The sequence below is a fragment of the Burkholderia sp. 9120 genome (genome assembly GCF_000745015.1).
Lineage (GTDB): Bacteria > Pseudomonadota > Gammaproteobacteria > Burkholderiales > Burkholderiaceae > Paraburkholderia.
The window spans coordinates 6,090,278-6,108,095 of sequence record NZ_JQNA01000002.1 but is presented as its reverse complement, the minus strand read 5'-3'; the positions used below and the strand labels follow the sequence as shown (position 1 = coordinate 6,108,095).

The following is a 17,818-nucleotide window of genomic DNA, read 5'->3' as shown; positions in this document are numbered from 1 at the left end:
TATCGATGTTGTATTTGTTTAAAACTGGCGAAACGATACGAGACGAGCGGGCGTCGGCAAACTAACTAAATCTTCGAAGAATATGAAAGCGACAGTGGCGCGGCCTTGATTTCGGCCGCGCTAATCCCGTTTCGATGTGACGTCACGCCGGTACGGCGGACTGCTCGGAGAGCGCGTATTTCGACGTGGCGAGCACGTCGGCGGGAACGGCGACGTGGGCGCGGCGCAACAGCGCGCCGCTGCGGAACATCAGCAGATCGCCCGGCTGGCACGCGGTCCACGCTTCGTCGGTCAGCGGCGTGGTGGCGATCACCGCGGTGCGATCGGCCGGCGTGCCGCGCTCGGCAAAATCCACGCTCAGATCGCCGTCGACCAGACGTGCGCGCGAAAACGGCCAATGGCGAATCACGTACGAGAGCCGCGTCGAGCAATAGGCGAATTGCGCCTGGCCGTTCGACAACACGAAGTTGAAAATGCCGAAGGTGTTCAGCGTGCGCGTCGCCTGTTCGATGACGTTGAATACGGCGTCGATGTCGTCGATGTCGTCGACGTTTGCGTCCGCGCTTGCGTTCGTGTTCGCGGCGAAATGCGCGTACAGGCGATTCATGATGAAGCAGAACGCGGCTTCGCTATCGGTCGTGCCGACCGGCGCATACGGACCGGGCTCCGGTTCACCGAGCGGCCGCAAGTCGCCGTTATGCGCGAACACCCATTGCTGGCCGCGCAACTCGCGCATGAACGGATGGCAGTTCTCGACGCGCGCGCCACCCTGCGTCGCCTTGCGAATATGCGCGACGACATTGCGTGACTTGATCGGATAGCTTTTCAGAAAGGCCGCGACCGGCGACTGATACGCCGGCTTTTCGTCGACGAACACGCGGCACGCGCGGTCTTCGTAGAACGCGACGCCCCAGCCGTCGACGTGATGATCCGTGAGACCACCGCGCGCGGCGAAACCTGTCAGCGAGAAACTGACGTCGGTGGGTTCGGCGCAGCTAAGGGCGAGCAGTTGGCACATGTCCGGCCTCGCCTTAAGCGGCCTGCGCCAGCCAACGCACAGGCACAGGCATAAACACCGGCATACGCAGAAGAGACCCAGGCACGAACAAGCCGACGGCATCCGCCATTACGGCGCCAGCACTGCCTGAAGTTATCGCGGCCATCACTCGTCATCCCGGGTCGTTCACAGTCATTGGGAGACTAGCGTGTTTCAACCGCCGCCGTTATAGCGAATCGTGCTTTGCAAATCACGGGCGAGCGGCTCCCGAAAAACCTCACCTTTGGCCAATCTCACGGCATTGGCCGAGCTTTTACCGCCGCTCTTACCGACTTCAGCTTGCCAGCTTGCGGAACGTTTCCAGCACCGCGTCGCCCTTGAACGGCTTGACGATCCAGCCTTTGACGCCCGCCGCCTTACCACGCTCCTTCATGGCCGGGCTGCTTTCCGTCGTCAGCATGATCACGTTGACGCTCGTGTTCGCCAGCTCGCCGCGAATCTTTTCGACCATCGTCAGACCGTCCATGTTCGGCATGTTGACGTCGCTGATCACCAGCTTGATGCCGGGGCTGGCCTTCAGCTTGGCGAGGCCGTCCTTGCCGTCCACGGCCGTATCGACGTCCAGGCCGTTCTTTTTCAGAAAGCCGGCCACTTCGTCACGCACCGTGCTCGAGTCATCCACCACCAGAATTTTCGACATGATTTTTCCTATGACAACAATCAGAACAGATCCAGTTCGCCCGCTTCGACCATCGCGCCGACGTCGTCCGTGACTTCCTTGAAGTCTTCCGGCGACCAGCTCAGGCTGAACACAAAACGTTGATGCAGCTTGACCGAGCGACCCGACTGCGGGTCCTTCAGCCAATACATGAAGCACAGTTGCGGATTGCCGCTGCCGAACGAGATGTACCGGTGCTTGTGATTCACCAGCAGCGGCACCTGCACCTGGCTGCGCTGCCAGGCGTCCGCGTCGCCGACATAGCGGTTCTTGAACGAACCCCAGATCAGGTTCGTCACCTCGCCGAGCACGCCGTTCAGATCGCGGAAGTCCGCTTCGCCGTCCGGCGCGTGGTCGACCATCCGGTAACGATCGAGCAGGTCGAGGATCGGCGCCTCTTCGGCTTGCATCATCATGTAGCCGCGGCACCACGCGCTTTCCAGCGGAATCAGGCTGAACACTTCGCCGAAGATAATGCGGTCGCGCACGATATACGGCGTGTCGCACGTAATGACGAGGTCCTTGAACACGTCGCCGAGAATCGCCTGCGTCATGTCGGCGATACCGCGCACCAACGCGTTCGGATAGTCCAGGCTGAAAATGTATTCGTCGATCACCTGGCGCAGCGGCGCCATGTCGTGCCCGACATAGGCGGCGCAGATCACACGGCGCAGACTCTCGGGCAGGCTGTCCACACTGGCCTCGCTATCGCGCCGCATGATGATCGGCAACTCGGGCCGCACCGCGTTGATCCGGATCGCGATCTCGGCGCTGGCTTCGAGCGAGCCGCCATAGCTCTCGGCGAATAGCACCGCGCCCAGATCGATATTCGAGCGCAGCACCGACTGCAACCGGTTCTTGCCGACTTTCACGCCGACCAGATTGTTCTCGTCGCAAAACTGCTTCAGCGCTTCCTTGTGCAGCGGCGAGTCGTCTAGCACCAGCACCTTGCTGACCGGCTTGTTCATGTTCATGTCGCGTTCCTGCTCACTGCGGCGAATCGCCGGGTCGTTAAAACAATTCCAGCTCGCCGCTGGTTTCTTCAATCGCGCTGGTGTCCGCAACGAAGTCGATCGGTGCATGCGCGCACACGCACACCGTCGCGGCGAGGCGCACGTCGCCGTTAAGCGTGATCGCATACGACGACAGCAGCCCCGGCTTCAATTCATGCAAATGCGGCAGGCAACGCGCGTTCAGCACATACGGCGTCGACATGCCGAGATCGGGAAAGTGATTCAGCAATTCCTGATTCATCGCCCCGCAGCAGAGATTGCAGATTTCCAGAAAGACTTCCTTGAATGAGCGCTCGTCGGCCTCTTTCAGGTAGTACTGGCGCGCGCTGTCGTTCTCGTCGAAATGGAGAATCAGCAACAGCCGGTACACGATCGACGAAATGGTCAGCACGACCACCTGCGTGTCTTTGGTCGTGCCGGCGCTCGCGTCGTCGATCGGTACGATCTCGAACAGGTCGCTCGAATCCAGCGGCAAGCGCGCCTGCGCCGCCTTGCGAAAAATGCGTTCGAAGCTGTCTTTGGCGTGGTCGGAAATCACGCCGGCACCTGATGCAGCTTCGCGTAAAACTGATTGGCGAGCGACTCGACGCTCGCCAGCGACGCCGAGATCATCTTGCCGCCCGCCTGAATGTCCTGGAACGTGGACGTGGTGGTCAGGTCGTTGCGATGCAGACTGTCGCGATAGCTCTTCGACAACTCTTCGGAGCGCGCCGCGAGTGCGCGCACTTCGCTGGCCACCACCGCGAAACCGCGGCCCGCCGGGCCCGCGCGCGCCGCTTCGATCGACGCGTTCAGCGACACGATCACCACATGCCGCACGATCGACGACAGCTCCTGGTTCTTCGCGTGCATGTCGTGGTTCTGCGTCATCAGCGAAATCATCTGCTCGTGCCAGCGCTCGAAGGTCGCGCCCAGCCCCTTCAGACGCGCGGCTTCGCCGGCGATCCGCTGAGCCTGCTGGGTCCACTGGTCCTTGTCGCCGGTGAGGGCGTCGAGCGTTGCGCGCAGTTCGTCGGCGCTGGCCGATTGCTGCCGCAGCTCGTCGCGCAACTGCTCGGTCAGCGCGAGCAGTTCCTGCTCGGCTTGCTCGCGTTGACGCAGCACGTCGCCATGGTCGACCTTCTCGGCCATCAGCGTGTTGATCCGGGCTTCCGCTTCGGCACGCAAACGTGCAGCCAGCTTCGCGCTATGCAGCTTGTGGAGGGCAAACGCCAGCAGCGCGGTGATCGCGCTGCCGGCTGCTGCTGCCGCTAAACCATACTGTTGAATCACAACCATTCCTTGCGAAGTTCATCGCGACGCGCATCGACCCGCGCTCAGTCCGCCATCGCGTCGAGTTGCAGCTCGCCGGTTTCACCGCGCGCGTTCACGCCGAGCGTATCCACCGCGAAGCTGTCCGGCAGGCAGACGATCGTCTGAAACTGACGGAATGCCGCGCCCTTGTGATCGTCGGTGAAACGCAGTTCGATGCTGCCGTGCTCGCGCTTGAGGAAAGCACGCACCGCGTCCATGCCGACACCGCGGCCCGACACTTCCGTGACCGTTTCCGCGGTCGAGAAGCCCGGCCGGAAAATGAAGTCGGCAATCGCTTCGTCGCTGAGCGTTTCGTCGCCGTTGATCCAGCCGCGTTCCGCCGCGATACCGCGAATCCGTTCGAGCGCGAGGCCGCGGCCGTCGTCGCTCAGCGTGATCTGCAATGCGCCGCTGTCCACGCCCACTTCGATATCGATCGTACCGGCCGGCGTCTTGCCGTGCGCGCCGCGCACGTCGGCGGTTTCAATGCCGTGGTCCATCGAATTGCGCAGCAGATGCATGAACACGTCGTTCAGCGTGCCGCCCGCCTGACCGCGCAGACGGTAGCCGTTGTCGTCGATCCGCACGTCCGGCGCCGGCTTGCCCAATTCGCTTGCGAGCGACGGCAGCGAATCCAGCACGCCCGACAACGCGTCGGCCACGCTCTCGCTGCCCAGCGCCCGCAGCGTGCGGCGCATCGCGTCGCGCATGGATTGCAGTTCGTGCAGTTCGCCGGCGTTGGTCTGATCCAGCATGCTCAGCGTGCGTTGAATGTCGTCTTTCTCGACCATCACGAAACGGCCGGCGTTGCCCGCTTCGTTGGCCGGCCCCTTACCCTTGCGGCCGAGGCTATGTTCGTTGATCTTCGCGTAGCTTTCGATCGCTTCGCGCACGCGCGTCAGTTCCTGCATCAGGTGATCCTGATCCCACGGGCGGTCCGCGTCCGGCTGGCGCAGTTCGTGATAGCTCTGCTCGGTTTCGTGGACGACGTTGGTCAGATGCTGCAGGTTATACGTGCGCGCATTGCCCTTGATGGTGTGCATGTTGCGGAACAGTTCGGCGATTGCCGCGTGATCCGCTTCCGAATGCTTGCGGATAATGCGCTCGTTTTCGCTGACAAAGCCGGCCGAACTTTCGATGAAGTGATGGAACTTCTCTTCGCTGACCGCGAGAATCTCGCCGATCATGTCGAGACGGCGACGCTGTTCGCTGGCTTCCGCCGCGAGCTTGCGCAATTCGGTGACGTCGCGCACGCACAGCATCAAGCGCACGATCACGTCGTTTTCGTCGGTAATCGCCGACCAGCTCAGGTCGAGGATTTTCGCGCGGCCGTCGGGCATGCGCTTCGAAATCTCGCCGAGCAGCAGATGCTGATTGAACACGAAGTTCATGCAGTCTTCGCCAAGGCACGCGTGCGTGGCGGCGTCGACTTGCGAGAGCGCGTCCGAACCGAGATCGGTGTCGGCGAATACGAGGTCCATCAGGTCGCGGCCGGCAATGTCCTTCGTTTCGAAGATGTCTTCCAGATACGCGGAGTACTCCGAGTGGATCACCGCGCCGTCGACCACGGTCAGAATACCTTGCTGCATGTTCTGCAACATCGCCTGAATGTCGGCGGTTTTCTGCTTCAGTTGCGCCGAGCTTTCCTGAATCTTCTCGATCATGCCGTTGAACGCGACGATCGAATGACCGATCTCGTCGAGTCGACCCACCGGCACACGGCGCGTGAAGTCCTGGCTCGACGCGATCTCGCTCATCATGGCCTGCATGCGGCTCAGCGGGCGTGTGATCTGGCGGTACAGCAGCGAACCGATCGACGTCAGCAGAATGATCGCGATGCCGGTGACGATGGCAATCGCCGTGGTGGTGGTCGACAGCGTGGCGTTCAACGCCGTGATCGCGTCGTCTTTCTGGCGATTCTTCTCGACGCGCAAGGTCTCGACAATGCCTTCGAGTTCGTCGCGGTATTGCGCGACGTTGGCGAACAGATAGGCCTGGGCGAGTTCGTTCTTGCCGTCGGCCTTCATCTTCGCCGTTTCGGTAATCGCGGAGAAATAGTTCTCGAGGCTGTCGTTGGCCTGCGAAACGAGACCTTGCTGCGCGTGGCTCGCGGCGTCTTTAGCCTGCAAGGCGAGCGCCTGTTGCAGCGAGGCTTTTTTCTTCTTCAGCTCGTCCTGCGCCTGCGTCACCATGTTGGCATCGGGCGCGTAGACCAGCGTCATCGTGGCCAGTTGCACGTCCTTGACTTGCGAGACGAGGTCGGCGGAGGCGAGCGCGCTGGGCACCACACCTTCCGTTACCTTGCGTACTTCGGCCGCGCTGCCGCGCGTCTGATAAACGGCGTAGCCGCCGATCGCCGACAAGGCGACGAACATCAAAACAACCAATAGCGTGATGCGATGACGGATAGTCATTTGAACCCCCCGGGGTCTGGCCTTCGCGTCAACCCTCGATCGGAGCAGCGCGTTTTGTACGAAATATGGTCTCACTTGCAGCGCTGCCGAGTATTGCCGAGGTTTGTTACTAAGCGATGACTACACTGTTCTGGCGCGTATAAAAATCCGTAAATAAATCGCTAAAGTTTTCGAATGAAAAGCCGTTAATCTTTATCGGCCAATTTTTCTGCTGTCACCGCTGATACAAGCTGCGCGCATAGCGCCCGGCGTCTTTAGACTCGAATGCTTTCGAAGGAATCGAGTAGCTCGACCAGTTCGGTTCCTTGCGCTACTTCATGTTGAGAAAACCCGTCGTAGGGAATGAGCGCGCTGAAATCGATATGCGTGCTTTGCATCACATTGCGGATGCTGATCTGGAACGTCTTATACCCGGCGTAGACAAACCTGAGGTGCTCGAGCGCCTGCACCTGATCGACCTTATAGGCGGTCGCGGAAGGACGGCCGTCTTCGGTCACGATCGCGACGACTTTCCAGAACGCTTTCGGAATCAGCGCATCGCGATAGGCCAGATCGTTCGCGCCGAAGTACGGGCCGGTGAAGACCGACACGCGCATCCGATCCACCCTGGCGTGCCGCAAAACGTAGTCTTCGAGTCCCAGCCAGACCTTCTGATTGACACTCGCCATTTGCGGGCAACAGTTCGTGAAATGGAACGTGTCGGCATTAGCCGTGCGCGCTTCCTCCGGCGTGCCCCAGACAGGGTCTTCTCGACGCACCATGTGACCTCGGTCCAGTGCATTGCCGTCGTAAAGCGCGTCTCCCCATTGATCGTCTTTGTCGAGCCGTCCGTCGAAACACCACACGTCGGTGCGCGGCACTTGCCGCGAATGCGCACCGTCGATATTGACCGCGGTAATGAGCGGAAGCCGTCGCGAGGCCGACATGATCACCGAGAAGTTTTGATACCTGAGTTCGGCGCCCGGCCCTCCCCGGCGAAGCGGGCGAATGTCGCCGGCGGGTTGGGGGAAGGCGATGCGCCAGCCTGCCAGGAAGTCGGCGTTGTAGCCATGACGCCCGCTCAATTCGTCGGGCGATGTAGTGGGTTCCCTGCCCGCCTTGTCGAGCGAATCCGACAGGTTCCGGCCGAGGCGAACCTTGTCGGCGAGGGTGGCTTTCCGGGTAAGCGTGACGGGCATCGTCGGACTCCTTGATGAGGTACGGGTCGATCTGAGTACCCATCATCAATGGTCGAGGGCGACGAGGCGGCGATTACTTCCCTGCAGATTGATGTGAGTCAGGCGACGCAATCGCACAGGTGCTAGTTGCTCCGGCGCGAGATAAACGATTGCGATGGTTAGCGGATCGGCGGCAAATGCTTCGACGCTTCTCGCACGGTGAGCGGCGACATGATGTCGCCGGAAGCCGATAGAAAACCGCTCACCGCTTGAGGCGCGTGCCAAGCGTAATCCCGCAACGCCCAGCCGATCGCTTTGCGGATAAAGAAATCGCTTTCGTTGGCCAGTGAGCGTGCATAGCCGAACAGACGCGTTTCGTCAGTGTGATCGCGCCAGCCGAGCTGATGAATCATCGCCACACGTCGCACCCACAGCGAGTCATGTTGAAGCGCCGTATCCATGGTGGCCTGGGCTTGCGGCGTGTGCGTTCGCGCCGCCTTCAGCACGTCGCCGACCACGCCCGCGAGCGGGTCGACGCAATCCCACCAGCAAGCGCGCTGCACGATCTCCAGCAGATGCGCGATGTCTGCTACTGCCAGCGTCTTCCACTTGCGCGCCAGCAGGTCGGTCGCAATGTACTGGTATTCGCGTGCCGGCATCGTCCACACGGCGTTCGCGCAAGCCAACAAATGCTCGGCGTTCTCCACCTCCAGCCGCTTGAACACCGGCAGCACCGCTTGCCGCCGCAGCGGGGTGGGCACACCGATAAAGTCGAACTGATCGCGCATGTAGGCGCGCATGGCGGGCGCGCGCTGCGCGTCGGCGTGCGGTGCGAGCGCGGCCTTGATCTCTTTGGCGAAAGTCTTGGGCGTCATTGGGGGAAGCGTTCCACATAAACGAGTTCGGGGACGAGTTTCGATTCGCGCCAGCCGGTTTTTTTGCAGGCGGGTAGGGTGACGCTGTCTTTTCTGCAGGGCGCTGATGCGAGCGTACAGGTTTCGAAGTGAGCCGAAGCGAACATTAGTTTCCCAGTAAACCAACGTCAGGCGTGACGGAAAACCGGCGGATGCGGGCACCGATCCAGGCTCCCGAATTCCCTCACCTTTGAATTTAAAGTGCGGGGACAGGTAGCGATATTCTCACCTCGACCGCTCCCGAATATCCTCACCTTTGGCGTTTTTAGCTGACGGTTGTCTGCGCAATCGCCCCGGCAAGTCGTTCTGCACGTCGCCAAAGTACTCCCTGGAAATCCTCACCATATCGACGGTGCGGATTCGACACGACACTTTCTCACCTCCTGGAATCGCTCACCTTTGCAGTCGATCTCCTGGAACGCCCCACCTTCGGAGGCTTTTCCAGACGTCATAGGTGCTGTTCCGTTCTCGCATCGACTCACCGATCAGCGACCTGCGCACGATCTCCTGGAACAGCTCACCTCTGATCCCACTGGCGTCGCCTCCTGGAAATTCTCACCGTTAATGGCAGTGACCTCACCTCCTGGAATTCCTCACCATTGACGGCAGCGGCCTCACCTCCTGGAATTCCTCACCGTTGACGCAGCGGCCTCGTCTCCTGGAATTCCTCACCATTGACGGCAGCGGCCTCGTCTCCTGGAATTCCTCACCGTTGTCTCGACGATCGACCCTATCGCAGCGCGGCGGCCACTAGCGGGCCGATTAGCGCCAGGGCTTCCGGGTGCAACATCTTCTCGTGCAGACACGCAATGTCGTGGGTCACGATATGTCCACCGATGTACGGTTGCCACGCGGTTGACTCGCCCAGCAAGGCATTGTCCGGTTCGGTGCGGGTGGCACGGAAGAACAGCAAATCGCCGTCGAATACGCCCGGTCTGAACTGGCAGATCAGCGCCGGCGTGGCCTTTAACTCGTCGAAGATCGCATTGAAGACTTCGTCACCCAGCCCGTGGACACTCTCCCTTCCGCGACTGAGCTGTTGCCGGATCGCATCGGGCGACGACGGCATGTCAGCATCCTCCCACGGTGTATCGGACAGCGACTGAAACAGCACCTTCGCGATTTGCAGGTCGGTCGGCGGGAGAGGCATCTCGACTGCGGGAGGGATCGGATAGCTGTCGAACATGATGAGTTGCTCGACCCGCTCATTCTGATGCTGCAGCAAGGTGGCGACCGCATGCGCGATGTGACAACCGAGCGACCAACCCAACAGGCGGTAAGGGCCAGTGGGCTGCACCGAGCGGATCTGTTCGAGATAGTCAGCAGCAATCGTTTCGATCGTGTCGAAGCGGCGAGTCGGCTCGCTTAACCTGCGCGCCTGCAGCGCATATAGCGGACGATCGGGTAGAAAGCGCAGCAATCCCGCATAAGGCCAGCCGAACCCGCCGCCTGGGTGGATGCAGAACAACGGTGGATGCTGTCCTTGGGTGCGCAACGGCAGCAGAACATTCAGCGCCCCAAAATCTTGCCGTGGGACTGCGTGGGCCTCGAGTCTTTCAGCGAACAGGGCGATGGACGGCGCCTCGAATAACGCACCCAGCGAGACGTCCCTACCGAATGTCACGCGCACCTGGTTCAGCAGACGAGCGGCCATCAGCGAGTGCCCGCCGAGCGCAAAGAAGTTGTCGTGCCGGCCGACACGTTCAATGCCGAGGAATGCCTGCCAGAGAGTGGCCAGCATGGTTTCGATCTCACCTTGCGGCGCGGCGTACTGCTCCAGGCTGAACGCGTCGTCCAGCGGCGCAGGTAGCGCCTTGCGGTCGAGCTTGCCGTTCGGCGTGAGCGGCAAGCGCTCGAGGTGAACGAAGGCGGAAGGGACCATGTAGTCCGGCAGCCGGCGCTCGAGGTGGGCACGCAGCACGCCCGGCAGTCCGGCGTCGGCTGTCGCGCCATCGTGCAGCGTGACGTAGCCGACGAGGCGCGCTTCGCCGGGTTGATCGACCCGCGCGAGCACGACCGCCTCCCGCACCTCGGGATGAGTCGCAAGCTGGACCTCGATCTCCCCGGGTTCGATCCGGAAACCCCGGATCTTCACCTGCTCGTCATTGCGCCCAAGGAACACCAGGTTGCCATCGGGCAGATAGCGGGCGAGATCGCCGGTGCGGTATATCCGGGCGTCGGGCGCACCGGCGAACGGATCGCGCAGGAAGCGTTGCGCGGTTAATTCCGGCTGGTTCAGATAGCCCCGCGCCACGCCCGCGCCACCGATGTATAGCTCGCCCACGGCCCCCAGCGGCACCGGTTCGTACTGTGCATCCAGCAGATAGATGCGGGTGTTCGCGATCGGCTTGCCGATGGTCGGCACGGTGTCGCCCGAGCTGACAATGCCCGATGTGGCGACCACGGTCGTTTCGGTGGGGCCGTAGTTGTTGACCAGTTCGACCGACTCGGACAGTGCGGCGGGACGCTGCGCAAGGCGGTCGCCACCGATCAGCAAGCGGCGCAGACTGCGAGGCAGACCGGCGTCGATCGCGAGCAGTGCCAGCGGCGTAACGAGGAACGCGGTATCGACCGGTTGATCGCGCCACCAGTGGAGCATCGCGGCAGGATCGGCGGCCAGGCCCGGCGGCGGCAGCAGCAAGGTGGCGCCGCTGGCGAGAACAGGCCAGATCTCCCAGGCGGTGGCGTCGAAGGCCAGGCCCGCCGTGGCGGTGCTGGCGCATCCGGGCCGCAGACCGAAGCGCCCGATATGCCAGCAGACCAGATTGACGAGCTGCCGATGCTCGACCATGACTCCCTTCGGCAGACCGGTGGAACCCGAGGTATAGATCACGTAGGCCAGATGGCGCGAGGTGAGACCCGGCACGACCGGATCGGTGTCGGGGCGAGCCGACCAGGCGGGCTGCGACGCATCGAGATCGATGTGCGCAACGGCGGGCGGCAGCAGATCGTCGAGCGCGCGCCGGCCCGCGCGGTCGATCAACAGCAGCGTCGGCTCGGCGTTGGCGAGGATGTGCCCGATCCGTTCGCGCGGATAGTCCGGGTCGAGCGGCACATAAGCTCCGCCGGCCTTCAGGATCGCGAGCAGGCCGACGATCATCATCACGCCGCGCTCAACACAGATCGCGACGCGGCTATCGGGCCGCACGCCTTGCGCGATCAGCTGGTGCGCGAGCTGGTTGGCACGTGCATTGAGCGCTGCGTAGCTGAGCGTCGCATCGTCGCCTACGAGCGCAGTGACATCCGGGGTGAACTCGACCAGTTGCTCGAACAACCGGTGCAGGCATAGCTCGTCAGGATAAGGGGCTTCCGTCGCGTTCCATGTCTGGAGTAACAGCCGGCGCTCGTCCGCCGCTAAAAGTGCGATGTCACCGACGGGGAACATCAGGCCGGCGCACGCGTTGCCGAGATAGTGCATTAGCCGGTTCGCGTGATGCGAGATCGTCGCGGTGTCGAACAGCGCGTCGTTGAAGCGCAGTTCAAGATCGATCGGCGCGGCGCGGCCGAACTGCGTGTAGAGAAACGACAGGCCGCTTTCTGGCCCGCTCAGCCATCGTACCTGGGTCGGCGCCCCGGCAACCTCGACGCTTCGCCGCAGAAACAACGTGTTGATGCTGACCTCGGCGTGGCGCGGATCGAACCCATGGCGCCGCACCAGTTCGCTGAGCGGATAGCGGCCGTGCCGCAGCACTTTCCGGTGCGCGCGGCAGACGCGCTGGATTGCATCCGCTAGCGTATCGGCGGCGGGATCGAACGATGCGCCAACCACCATCACCTTGGCGAACTGACCAGGAATATCGAGCGCTTCCCGGGGCCGATTCAGAAGCGGCACGCCGAACGCGACCTCGTTTTCGCCGCCGACGCGGGCAAGGTACAGCGCGGTCAATGCAGTCAGGCATTCCGACAGCGTCAGCGACAAGGTATCCGCGGCCCGCGCCAGCGCGACTTGCAGCGTCGCCGGCAGTGGCCGGCGCAGCGACGCGATGCGACGTGGCGCATGCGTCGCATACGGCCGGTCGGCCAGTAACGTCACCAGCGCCGGGCGCTCGAAGGCGCGGCAGGCGCTCTGCCAGAACGCCGCGTCACGCGCATGTTCGGGCGAATCCAGGTAGCCGCGCTCCAGTGTCAGCGTGTCGAGAAATCCGCGATCCGGTTCGAATGCATGCGCAGGATCGCGTTCGAGTTGTCCATAGTTCTTCGCGACGCGCTCGAATGCGCGCAGTGCGGACCACCCGTCGTTCAGCATATGGTGTGAGCGGAGCGCGACCACGGCGCAATCGGACCAGTGAAACACCGCGATGTCGCTCGATTGATCGCCACGCCGGTCGTTCAGTTCATGGTGCCAGTCGTACACCGCCTGCAATTGCGCATCCGGCGCGAGTGCCGCCCTGTCGGCGAAGCTCGCAAAGCGGGTGGTGGGCACCGGGGTCTCCCGCTGCAATCCGCTATCGGTCCATTCCAGCCGGAGCGATTGGATTTGCGTGATCAGCCCGCGCGCAGAGGCTTCCAGCCGGCCGCGGTCGACCTTGGGTGCGCAGCGCATCACCGCCAGCGAGAAATACGACGAGCCCGGCGGCGACGCCTGTTCCTGCATCCAGACAGCCTGCTGGGCCGGCGACAGTCCATACCATGCACCCGTGGCGGACGGCGGGCGGTCGATCAGCCTGTTCAGCGCCACACGGTGCGCAGACGCGCGGGTCAATGCGACGCACGCATCCCAGAGCCGATCGACCGATGCCGCCGGATCGCGCATCGCCTGTGAAATCAACGTCAGATAGAGCGCGACGATGGCTTCCACGCTCGCGTGATCGAACAGATCGACGCTGTAGGCGACTTCCGCTTTCAAGACATCGTCCGCGTGCTGGAACACGATGGCGAGATCCGCGCCGCGGCCGGGATTCTCGCGTGGCACTGCGTCGACCGACACGCCCGCGAGCGTCGCCTCGGTTTCGCCAGCGCCCGGCTGTAACTGGCAGAACACCTGAAACAGCGGATCGTGAGAAGCCAGCCGCACCGGATTGACGGCGGAGACGATCTCCGGGAAAGGAAGTGCGTCGTGCTCCAGCGCAATCAGCAGTTCCTCCGACGCTCGCAGCAAATGGCTCTGGATCGAAGCGGACGGTTGGATCGTATGGCGCAGCGGGATCGTATTGACGAACAGCCCCACGACGTTCTCGGTAGAGAGTGCGTTGCGGCCCTCGGTCACGGTGCCGATCACGACGTCGCGGCTGTGCGCGAGGCGGCTGCACAGAATCGCCAGCAGGGTCTCGAGCACGACGAACGGTGTCAGCCGCAACGACGACGCGGTTCGGCGGACGCTTCGGCTCAGCTCGGCCGGTAGCTCAAGACCGATTCGCCCGGCGCGGTCCGTCACGACGGCAGGACGCGCGCGGTCGAACGGCAGGTTCAGGCAGACCGGCGCGCCGGTCAGCTTGTCGCGCCAGTGCCGCCGCAGTTGCGCCAGCCGTTCCGTGCTCAATTGTCGTCGTTGCCAGGCCGCGTAGTCGCGGTACTGGATCGGCTCGGGCGCATGATTCGGCAGATGGCCAGCACGCAGAGCCTGATAGGCGCGCGCGATGTCGCGCCAGACAATCGTCCACGAGATCGCATCGATCGCGATGTGATGGACGCCGATCACGAGAAGCGCGCGGTCGACGTGTTCGCCGTGTTCGCCGTCTACGTCCTGTTCGACGAACAACGTCGCGCGAAATAGCGGCCCGCGGAAACAGTCGGGCATCACGGCGGCCTCCGTCTGCGCGGCGCGCAGACCGTCCGGTTCGAGCGCGTCGACCGGCCGGATAGCCAGCCGGAAGTTCGTCGGCGCGTCGATCACCGGGCAGAATGCGCCGCTGTCTGGATCCGCAGCGTAGCGGGTGCGAAGAATTTCATGCCGTGCGACAACCGATGCTATTGCCTGCTCAAGCCAGTCACGACGTAGCCTGCCAGACAACCGGAAGATGCACGAAGAATTGAGAATCCCGGTGCTCGTCGACGACGTTTCGAGCGCCACCGCCCGCTCTTCGGCAAACGAGAGTGGTAGCTCGCCGTGACGATCCACCGCCACGATGGGCGCGCGGCTCACCGACGCGGAACTCGCGGCCGCGGCGGCCGCAAGCTGCGCGATGGTCGGGCCATCGAAGACGCAGCGCAAAGGTAATTCCTTGTCGAACGCCGCGCCGAGACGCGCCACCAGACGTGCCGCGAGAATGGAGTGCCCGCCCAGCGCAAAGAAGTTGTCGTGCCGGCCGACACGTTCAATGCCGAGGAATGCCTGCCAGAGAGTGGCCAGCATGGTTTCGATCTCGCCTTGCGGCGCGGCGTACTGCTCCAGGCTGAACGCGTCGTCCAGCGGCGCAGGCAGCGCCTTGCGGTCGAGCTTGCCGTTCGGCGTGAGCGGCAAGCGCTCGAGGTGAACGAAGGCGGAAGGGACCATGTAGTCCGGCAGCCGGCGCTCGAGGTGGGCACGCAGCACGCCCGGCAGTCCGGTGCCGGCTGTCGCGCCATCGTGCAGCGTGACGTAGCCGACGAGGCGCGCTTCGCCGGGTTGATCGACCCGCGCGAGCACGACCGCCTCCCGCACCTCGGGATGAGTCGCAAGCTGGACCTCGATCTCGCCCGGTTCGATCCGGAAACCCCGGATCTTCATCTGCTCGTCATTGCGCCCAAGGAACACCAGGTTGCCGTCCGGCAGATAGCGGGCGAGATCGCCGGTGCGGTACATCCGGGCGTCGGGCGCACCGGCGAACGGATCGCGCAGGAAGCGTTGCGCGGTTAATTCCGGCTGGTTCAGATAGCCGCGCGCCACGCCCGCGCCACCGATGTATAGCTCACCCACGGCCCCCAGTGGCACCGGTTCGTACTGTGCATCCAGCAGATAGATGCGGGTGTTCGCGATCGGCTTGCCGATGGTCGGCACGGTGTCGCCCGAGCTGACAATGCCCGATGTGGCGACCACGGTCGTTTCGGTGGGGCCGTAGTTGTTGACCAGTTCGACGGCCTCGGGCAGCGCGGCGGGACGCTGCGCAAGGCGGTCGCCACCGACCAGCAAGCGGCGCAGCCTGCGAGGCAGACCGGCGTCGATCGCGAGCAGTGCCAGCGGCGTAACGAGGAACGCGGTATCGACCGGTTGATCCCGCCACCAGTGGAGCATCGCGGCAGGATCGGCCAGGCCCGGCGGCGGCAGCAGCAAGGTGGCGCCGCTGGCGAGAACAGGCCAGATCTCCCAGGCGGTGGCGTCGAAGGCCAGGCCCGCCGTGGCGGTGCTGGCGCATCCGGGCCGCAGACCGAAGCGCCCAATATGCCAGCAGACCAGATTGACGAGCTGCCGATGCTCGACCATGACTCCCTTCGGCAGACCGGTGGAACCCGAGGTATAGATCACGTAGGCGAGCCCGGTGGCTTCACGGCCATCCAACCTGAGCGGGGACTTCGACTGCTCGGCCCAGCAGGGCGTTTCGGCGTCGAGATTGATGAGCGGGAGCGTGCTGGGCAATAGGTCGCCGAAGGCGGAACATCCGGCCCGGTCGGCAATCAGCATTGCAGGCGCGGCGTCTTGGACGATGTGGACGAGGCGCGATCCGGGAGAGACGGGATCCAGTGGGACGTACGCACCGCCGGCTTTGACAATGGCGAGCATCGCAACAACGAGCGCGGGCGTGCGCTGCGCGCAAAGGGCAACGCGGGTCTCGGGCGCGACGCCCAGGTCGAGCAGGTGACGGGCTAGCTGGTTGGCGTGTGCGTCGAGGGTGGCATAGCTGAGCGACTCGTTGCCGACTCTGATCGCAACGGCATCGGGATGACGGTCAGCCTGGCGCTGGACGAGTTGATGAATGCAAAGCTGGTCCGGATAGGGCCGCGATGTGGCATTCCAGGTGTCGAGCAGAAGACGCCTTTCATCGTGCCCGAGCAGACCGATGCGGCTGAGGGGTTGTTGCGGATCGGCGAGCACGCTCTCGATGAATTGCCGCAATCGTCGACCATGCGCCGCGACGCTGGCGTCGTCATACAGATTCGTATTGGCGTCGACATGCAACACGAAGCCGGGAGAGCCCGGCCGCCCCATTACCGTCACCGCGAAATCGTTGACGAGGCCGTTCGACAGCGCATGCAATGTGGCCGGATAGCCGTCGAAACGCCACGAATCGTCGAGCGGGACGATATTGATCCGAGGGCCGAAAATCGGCGCCGCGGCTGCGCCCAGCATGTGCCGGATGTCCTTGCCACGGAAATACTGGTGCTTCAGGTGTCTGAATATCTCGCTATCGACACGCTGGGTCAGCGTGGCCAGTGTGTCGTCAGTCGACATCGACACCTTCAGCGGCACCACGTTGGCGAACATCCCGGGCGTTGCGCGCGTGTCCTTCGCCCGCGCGGCAATCGGGAAGTCGAAAACACCGCTCCCAAGATTAGCCATTCGCAACATGTAGGCGGCCACGATCGCGGTGAATAACTGTGGCCATTTGCAGAACGGTGTTTCAGCGGCCGCCAGCGCCGCCGTCAAAGACTGCGACAACTCGATCGAACGTCGCCGGAACAGACCGCCCGTATCAGGCGGGCCGCCTGTCATCGTCGTTGCGCCGGCCAATTCAGCGACGTAATCACGCCAATAGCCGCGATCACTTGCGTAGCGGGCAGAGCGCCGGTACGCGGCATCGTTCTGCAGCAACACGTCGAGCGTCGCAAAGTTCGCCGCCGCAATCGGACGCTCCCGCATTAACGCCGAATAGATCGCTCCGACCCGGTGCGTCGCAAGCGGAATGCTGGCGCCGTCGAGTGCAATGTGGTGGTAGCGCTGATACCAGAGAAAATGCTGGCTATCCAGCTTGAACAGGGCGTACTTGAAGAGTGGTCCTTCGGCGAGGTCGAAAACAGTCGAGGCGTCGACCCGCATTGCGTGAAGCGCCGCCTGGAACGGAGCGGCGTCGCCGGACAGATCGACACAATCGAATGACAACAGGGGCGGCCCGATGAGTTTCCGCATCGGGCCGCCAGCCGTATCGACGAAACGTAGGTGCAGCGCCTCGGCTTCAGAAAGGAATTGCTGTAAAGCCTGCCCGAAGACAACGGTATCGACCGGCCCATGAATCTCCAGATAAAAACAAACGTCGAATCGAGGGTTTTCCGGAGCGAGTTGTTGCGCAAACCACATCTCAAGTTGGGGTGCGGTCAATGCTTGCAATTCGGTGTGACTGGATCTGTTCACAACAGCGATTTCCTTCTGGAAAGGGGATGGCTACTGAAACAACGACGCGTTATCGACCGATGCCGGCTTTCCGGAAATAGCCCGCAAGTTCACGAGGTCCGTGACGATTA

Annotated in this window: 9 protein-coding genes; all 9 read right to left on the bottom strand. The window is 63.0% G+C overall.

All coding sequences use genetic code 11. From position 1 onward, the window contains the following. Nucleotides 1-142: 142 nt before the first annotated feature. Complete coding sequence (locus tag FA94_RS35165) at nucleotides 143-1,018, bottom strand: class II glutamine amidotransferase (protein ID WP_035560672.1); 876 nt, start codon at nucleotides 1,016-1,018, stop codon at nucleotides 143-145. A 313-nt stretch (nucleotides 1,019-1,331) separates the two neighbouring features. Beyond that, on the bottom strand, nucleotides 1,332-1,697 hold the full coding sequence (locus FA94_RS35160) for a response regulator (protein WP_035560669.1): 366 nt from the start codon (nucleotides 1,695-1,697) through the stop codon (nucleotides 1,332-1,334). A 20-nt stretch (nucleotides 1,698-1,717) separates the two neighbouring features. Continuing rightward, on the bottom strand, nucleotides 1,718-2,689 hold the full coding sequence (locus FA94_RS35155) for a chemotaxis protein CheX (RefSeq protein ID WP_035560668.1): 972 nt from the start codon (nucleotides 2,687-2,689) through the stop codon (nucleotides 1,718-1,720). A gap of 37 nt (nucleotides 2,690-2,726) precedes the next feature. After that, complete coding sequence (locus FA94_RS35150; RefSeq protein ID WP_035560665.1) at nucleotides 2,727-3,266, bottom strand: hypothetical protein; 540 nt, start codon at nucleotides 3,264-3,266, stop codon at nucleotides 2,727-2,729. After that, entirely contained in the window at nucleotides 3,263-4,000 is a 738-nt protein-coding gene (locus tag FA94_RS35145) for a methyl-accepting chemotaxis protein (RefSeq protein WP_035560662.1), read from the bottom strand. The genes FA94_RS35150 and FA94_RS35145 overlap by 4 nt, the downstream gene beginning before the upstream one ends. A 44-nt stretch (nucleotides 4,001-4,044) precedes the next feature. Then, on the bottom strand, nucleotides 4,045-6,435 hold the full coding sequence (locus tag FA94_RS35140; RefSeq protein WP_035560660.1) for an ATP-binding protein: 2,391 nt from the start codon (nucleotides 6,433-6,435) through the stop codon (nucleotides 4,045-4,047). 254 nt (nucleotides 6,436-6,689) lie between these two features. Continuing rightward, nucleotides 6,690-7,613 carry a DNA/RNA non-specific endonuclease gene (locus FA94_RS35135; RefSeq protein ID WP_035560657.1) on the bottom strand — a complete coding sequence of 308 codons (924 nt, stop codon included), beginning with the start codon at nucleotides 7,611-7,613 and terminating at the stop codon, nucleotides 6,690-6,692. Between the two features lie 158 nt (nucleotides 7,614-7,771). After that, complete coding sequence (locus FA94_RS35130; protein WP_035560653.1) at nucleotides 7,772-8,467, bottom strand: DNA alkylation repair protein; 696 nt, start codon at nucleotides 8,465-8,467, stop codon at nucleotides 7,772-7,774. 769 nt (nucleotides 8,468-9,236) lie between these two features. Further along, nucleotides 9,237-17,708, bottom strand: coding sequence for a non-ribosomal peptide synthetase (locus FA94_RS35125; RefSeq protein ID WP_156126774.1), 8,472 nt, complete (start codon nucleotides 17,706-17,708; stop codon nucleotides 9,237-9,239). Nucleotides 17,709-17,818 lie beyond the last annotated feature (110 nt).

Excerpts from the sequence above, each read along its gene's own strand:
- FA94_RS35165 (WP_035560672.1), bottom strand. The coding sequence starts at position 1,018 with ATGTGCCAACTGCTCGCCCTTAGCTGCGCCGAACCCACCGACGTCAGT.
- FA94_RS35160 (WP_035560669.1), bottom strand. The coding sequence starts at position 1,697 with ATGTCGAAAATTCTGGTGGTGGATGACTCGAGCACGGTGCGTGACGAA.
- FA94_RS35155 (WP_035560668.1), bottom strand. The coding sequence starts at position 2,689 with ATGAACATGAACAAGCCGGTCAGCAAGGTGCTGGTGCTAGACGACTCG.
- FA94_RS35140 (WP_035560660.1), bottom strand. The coding sequence starts at position 6,435 with ATGACTATCCGTCATCGCATCACGCTATTGGTTGTTTTGATGTTCGTC.
- FA94_RS35135 (WP_035560657.1), bottom strand. The coding sequence starts at position 7,613 with ATGCCCGTCACGCTTACCCGGAAAGCCACCCTCGCCGACAAGGTTCGC.
- FA94_RS35130 (WP_035560653.1), bottom strand. The coding sequence starts at position 8,467 with ATGACGCCCAAGACTTTCGCCAAAGAGATCAAGGCCGCGCTCGCACCG.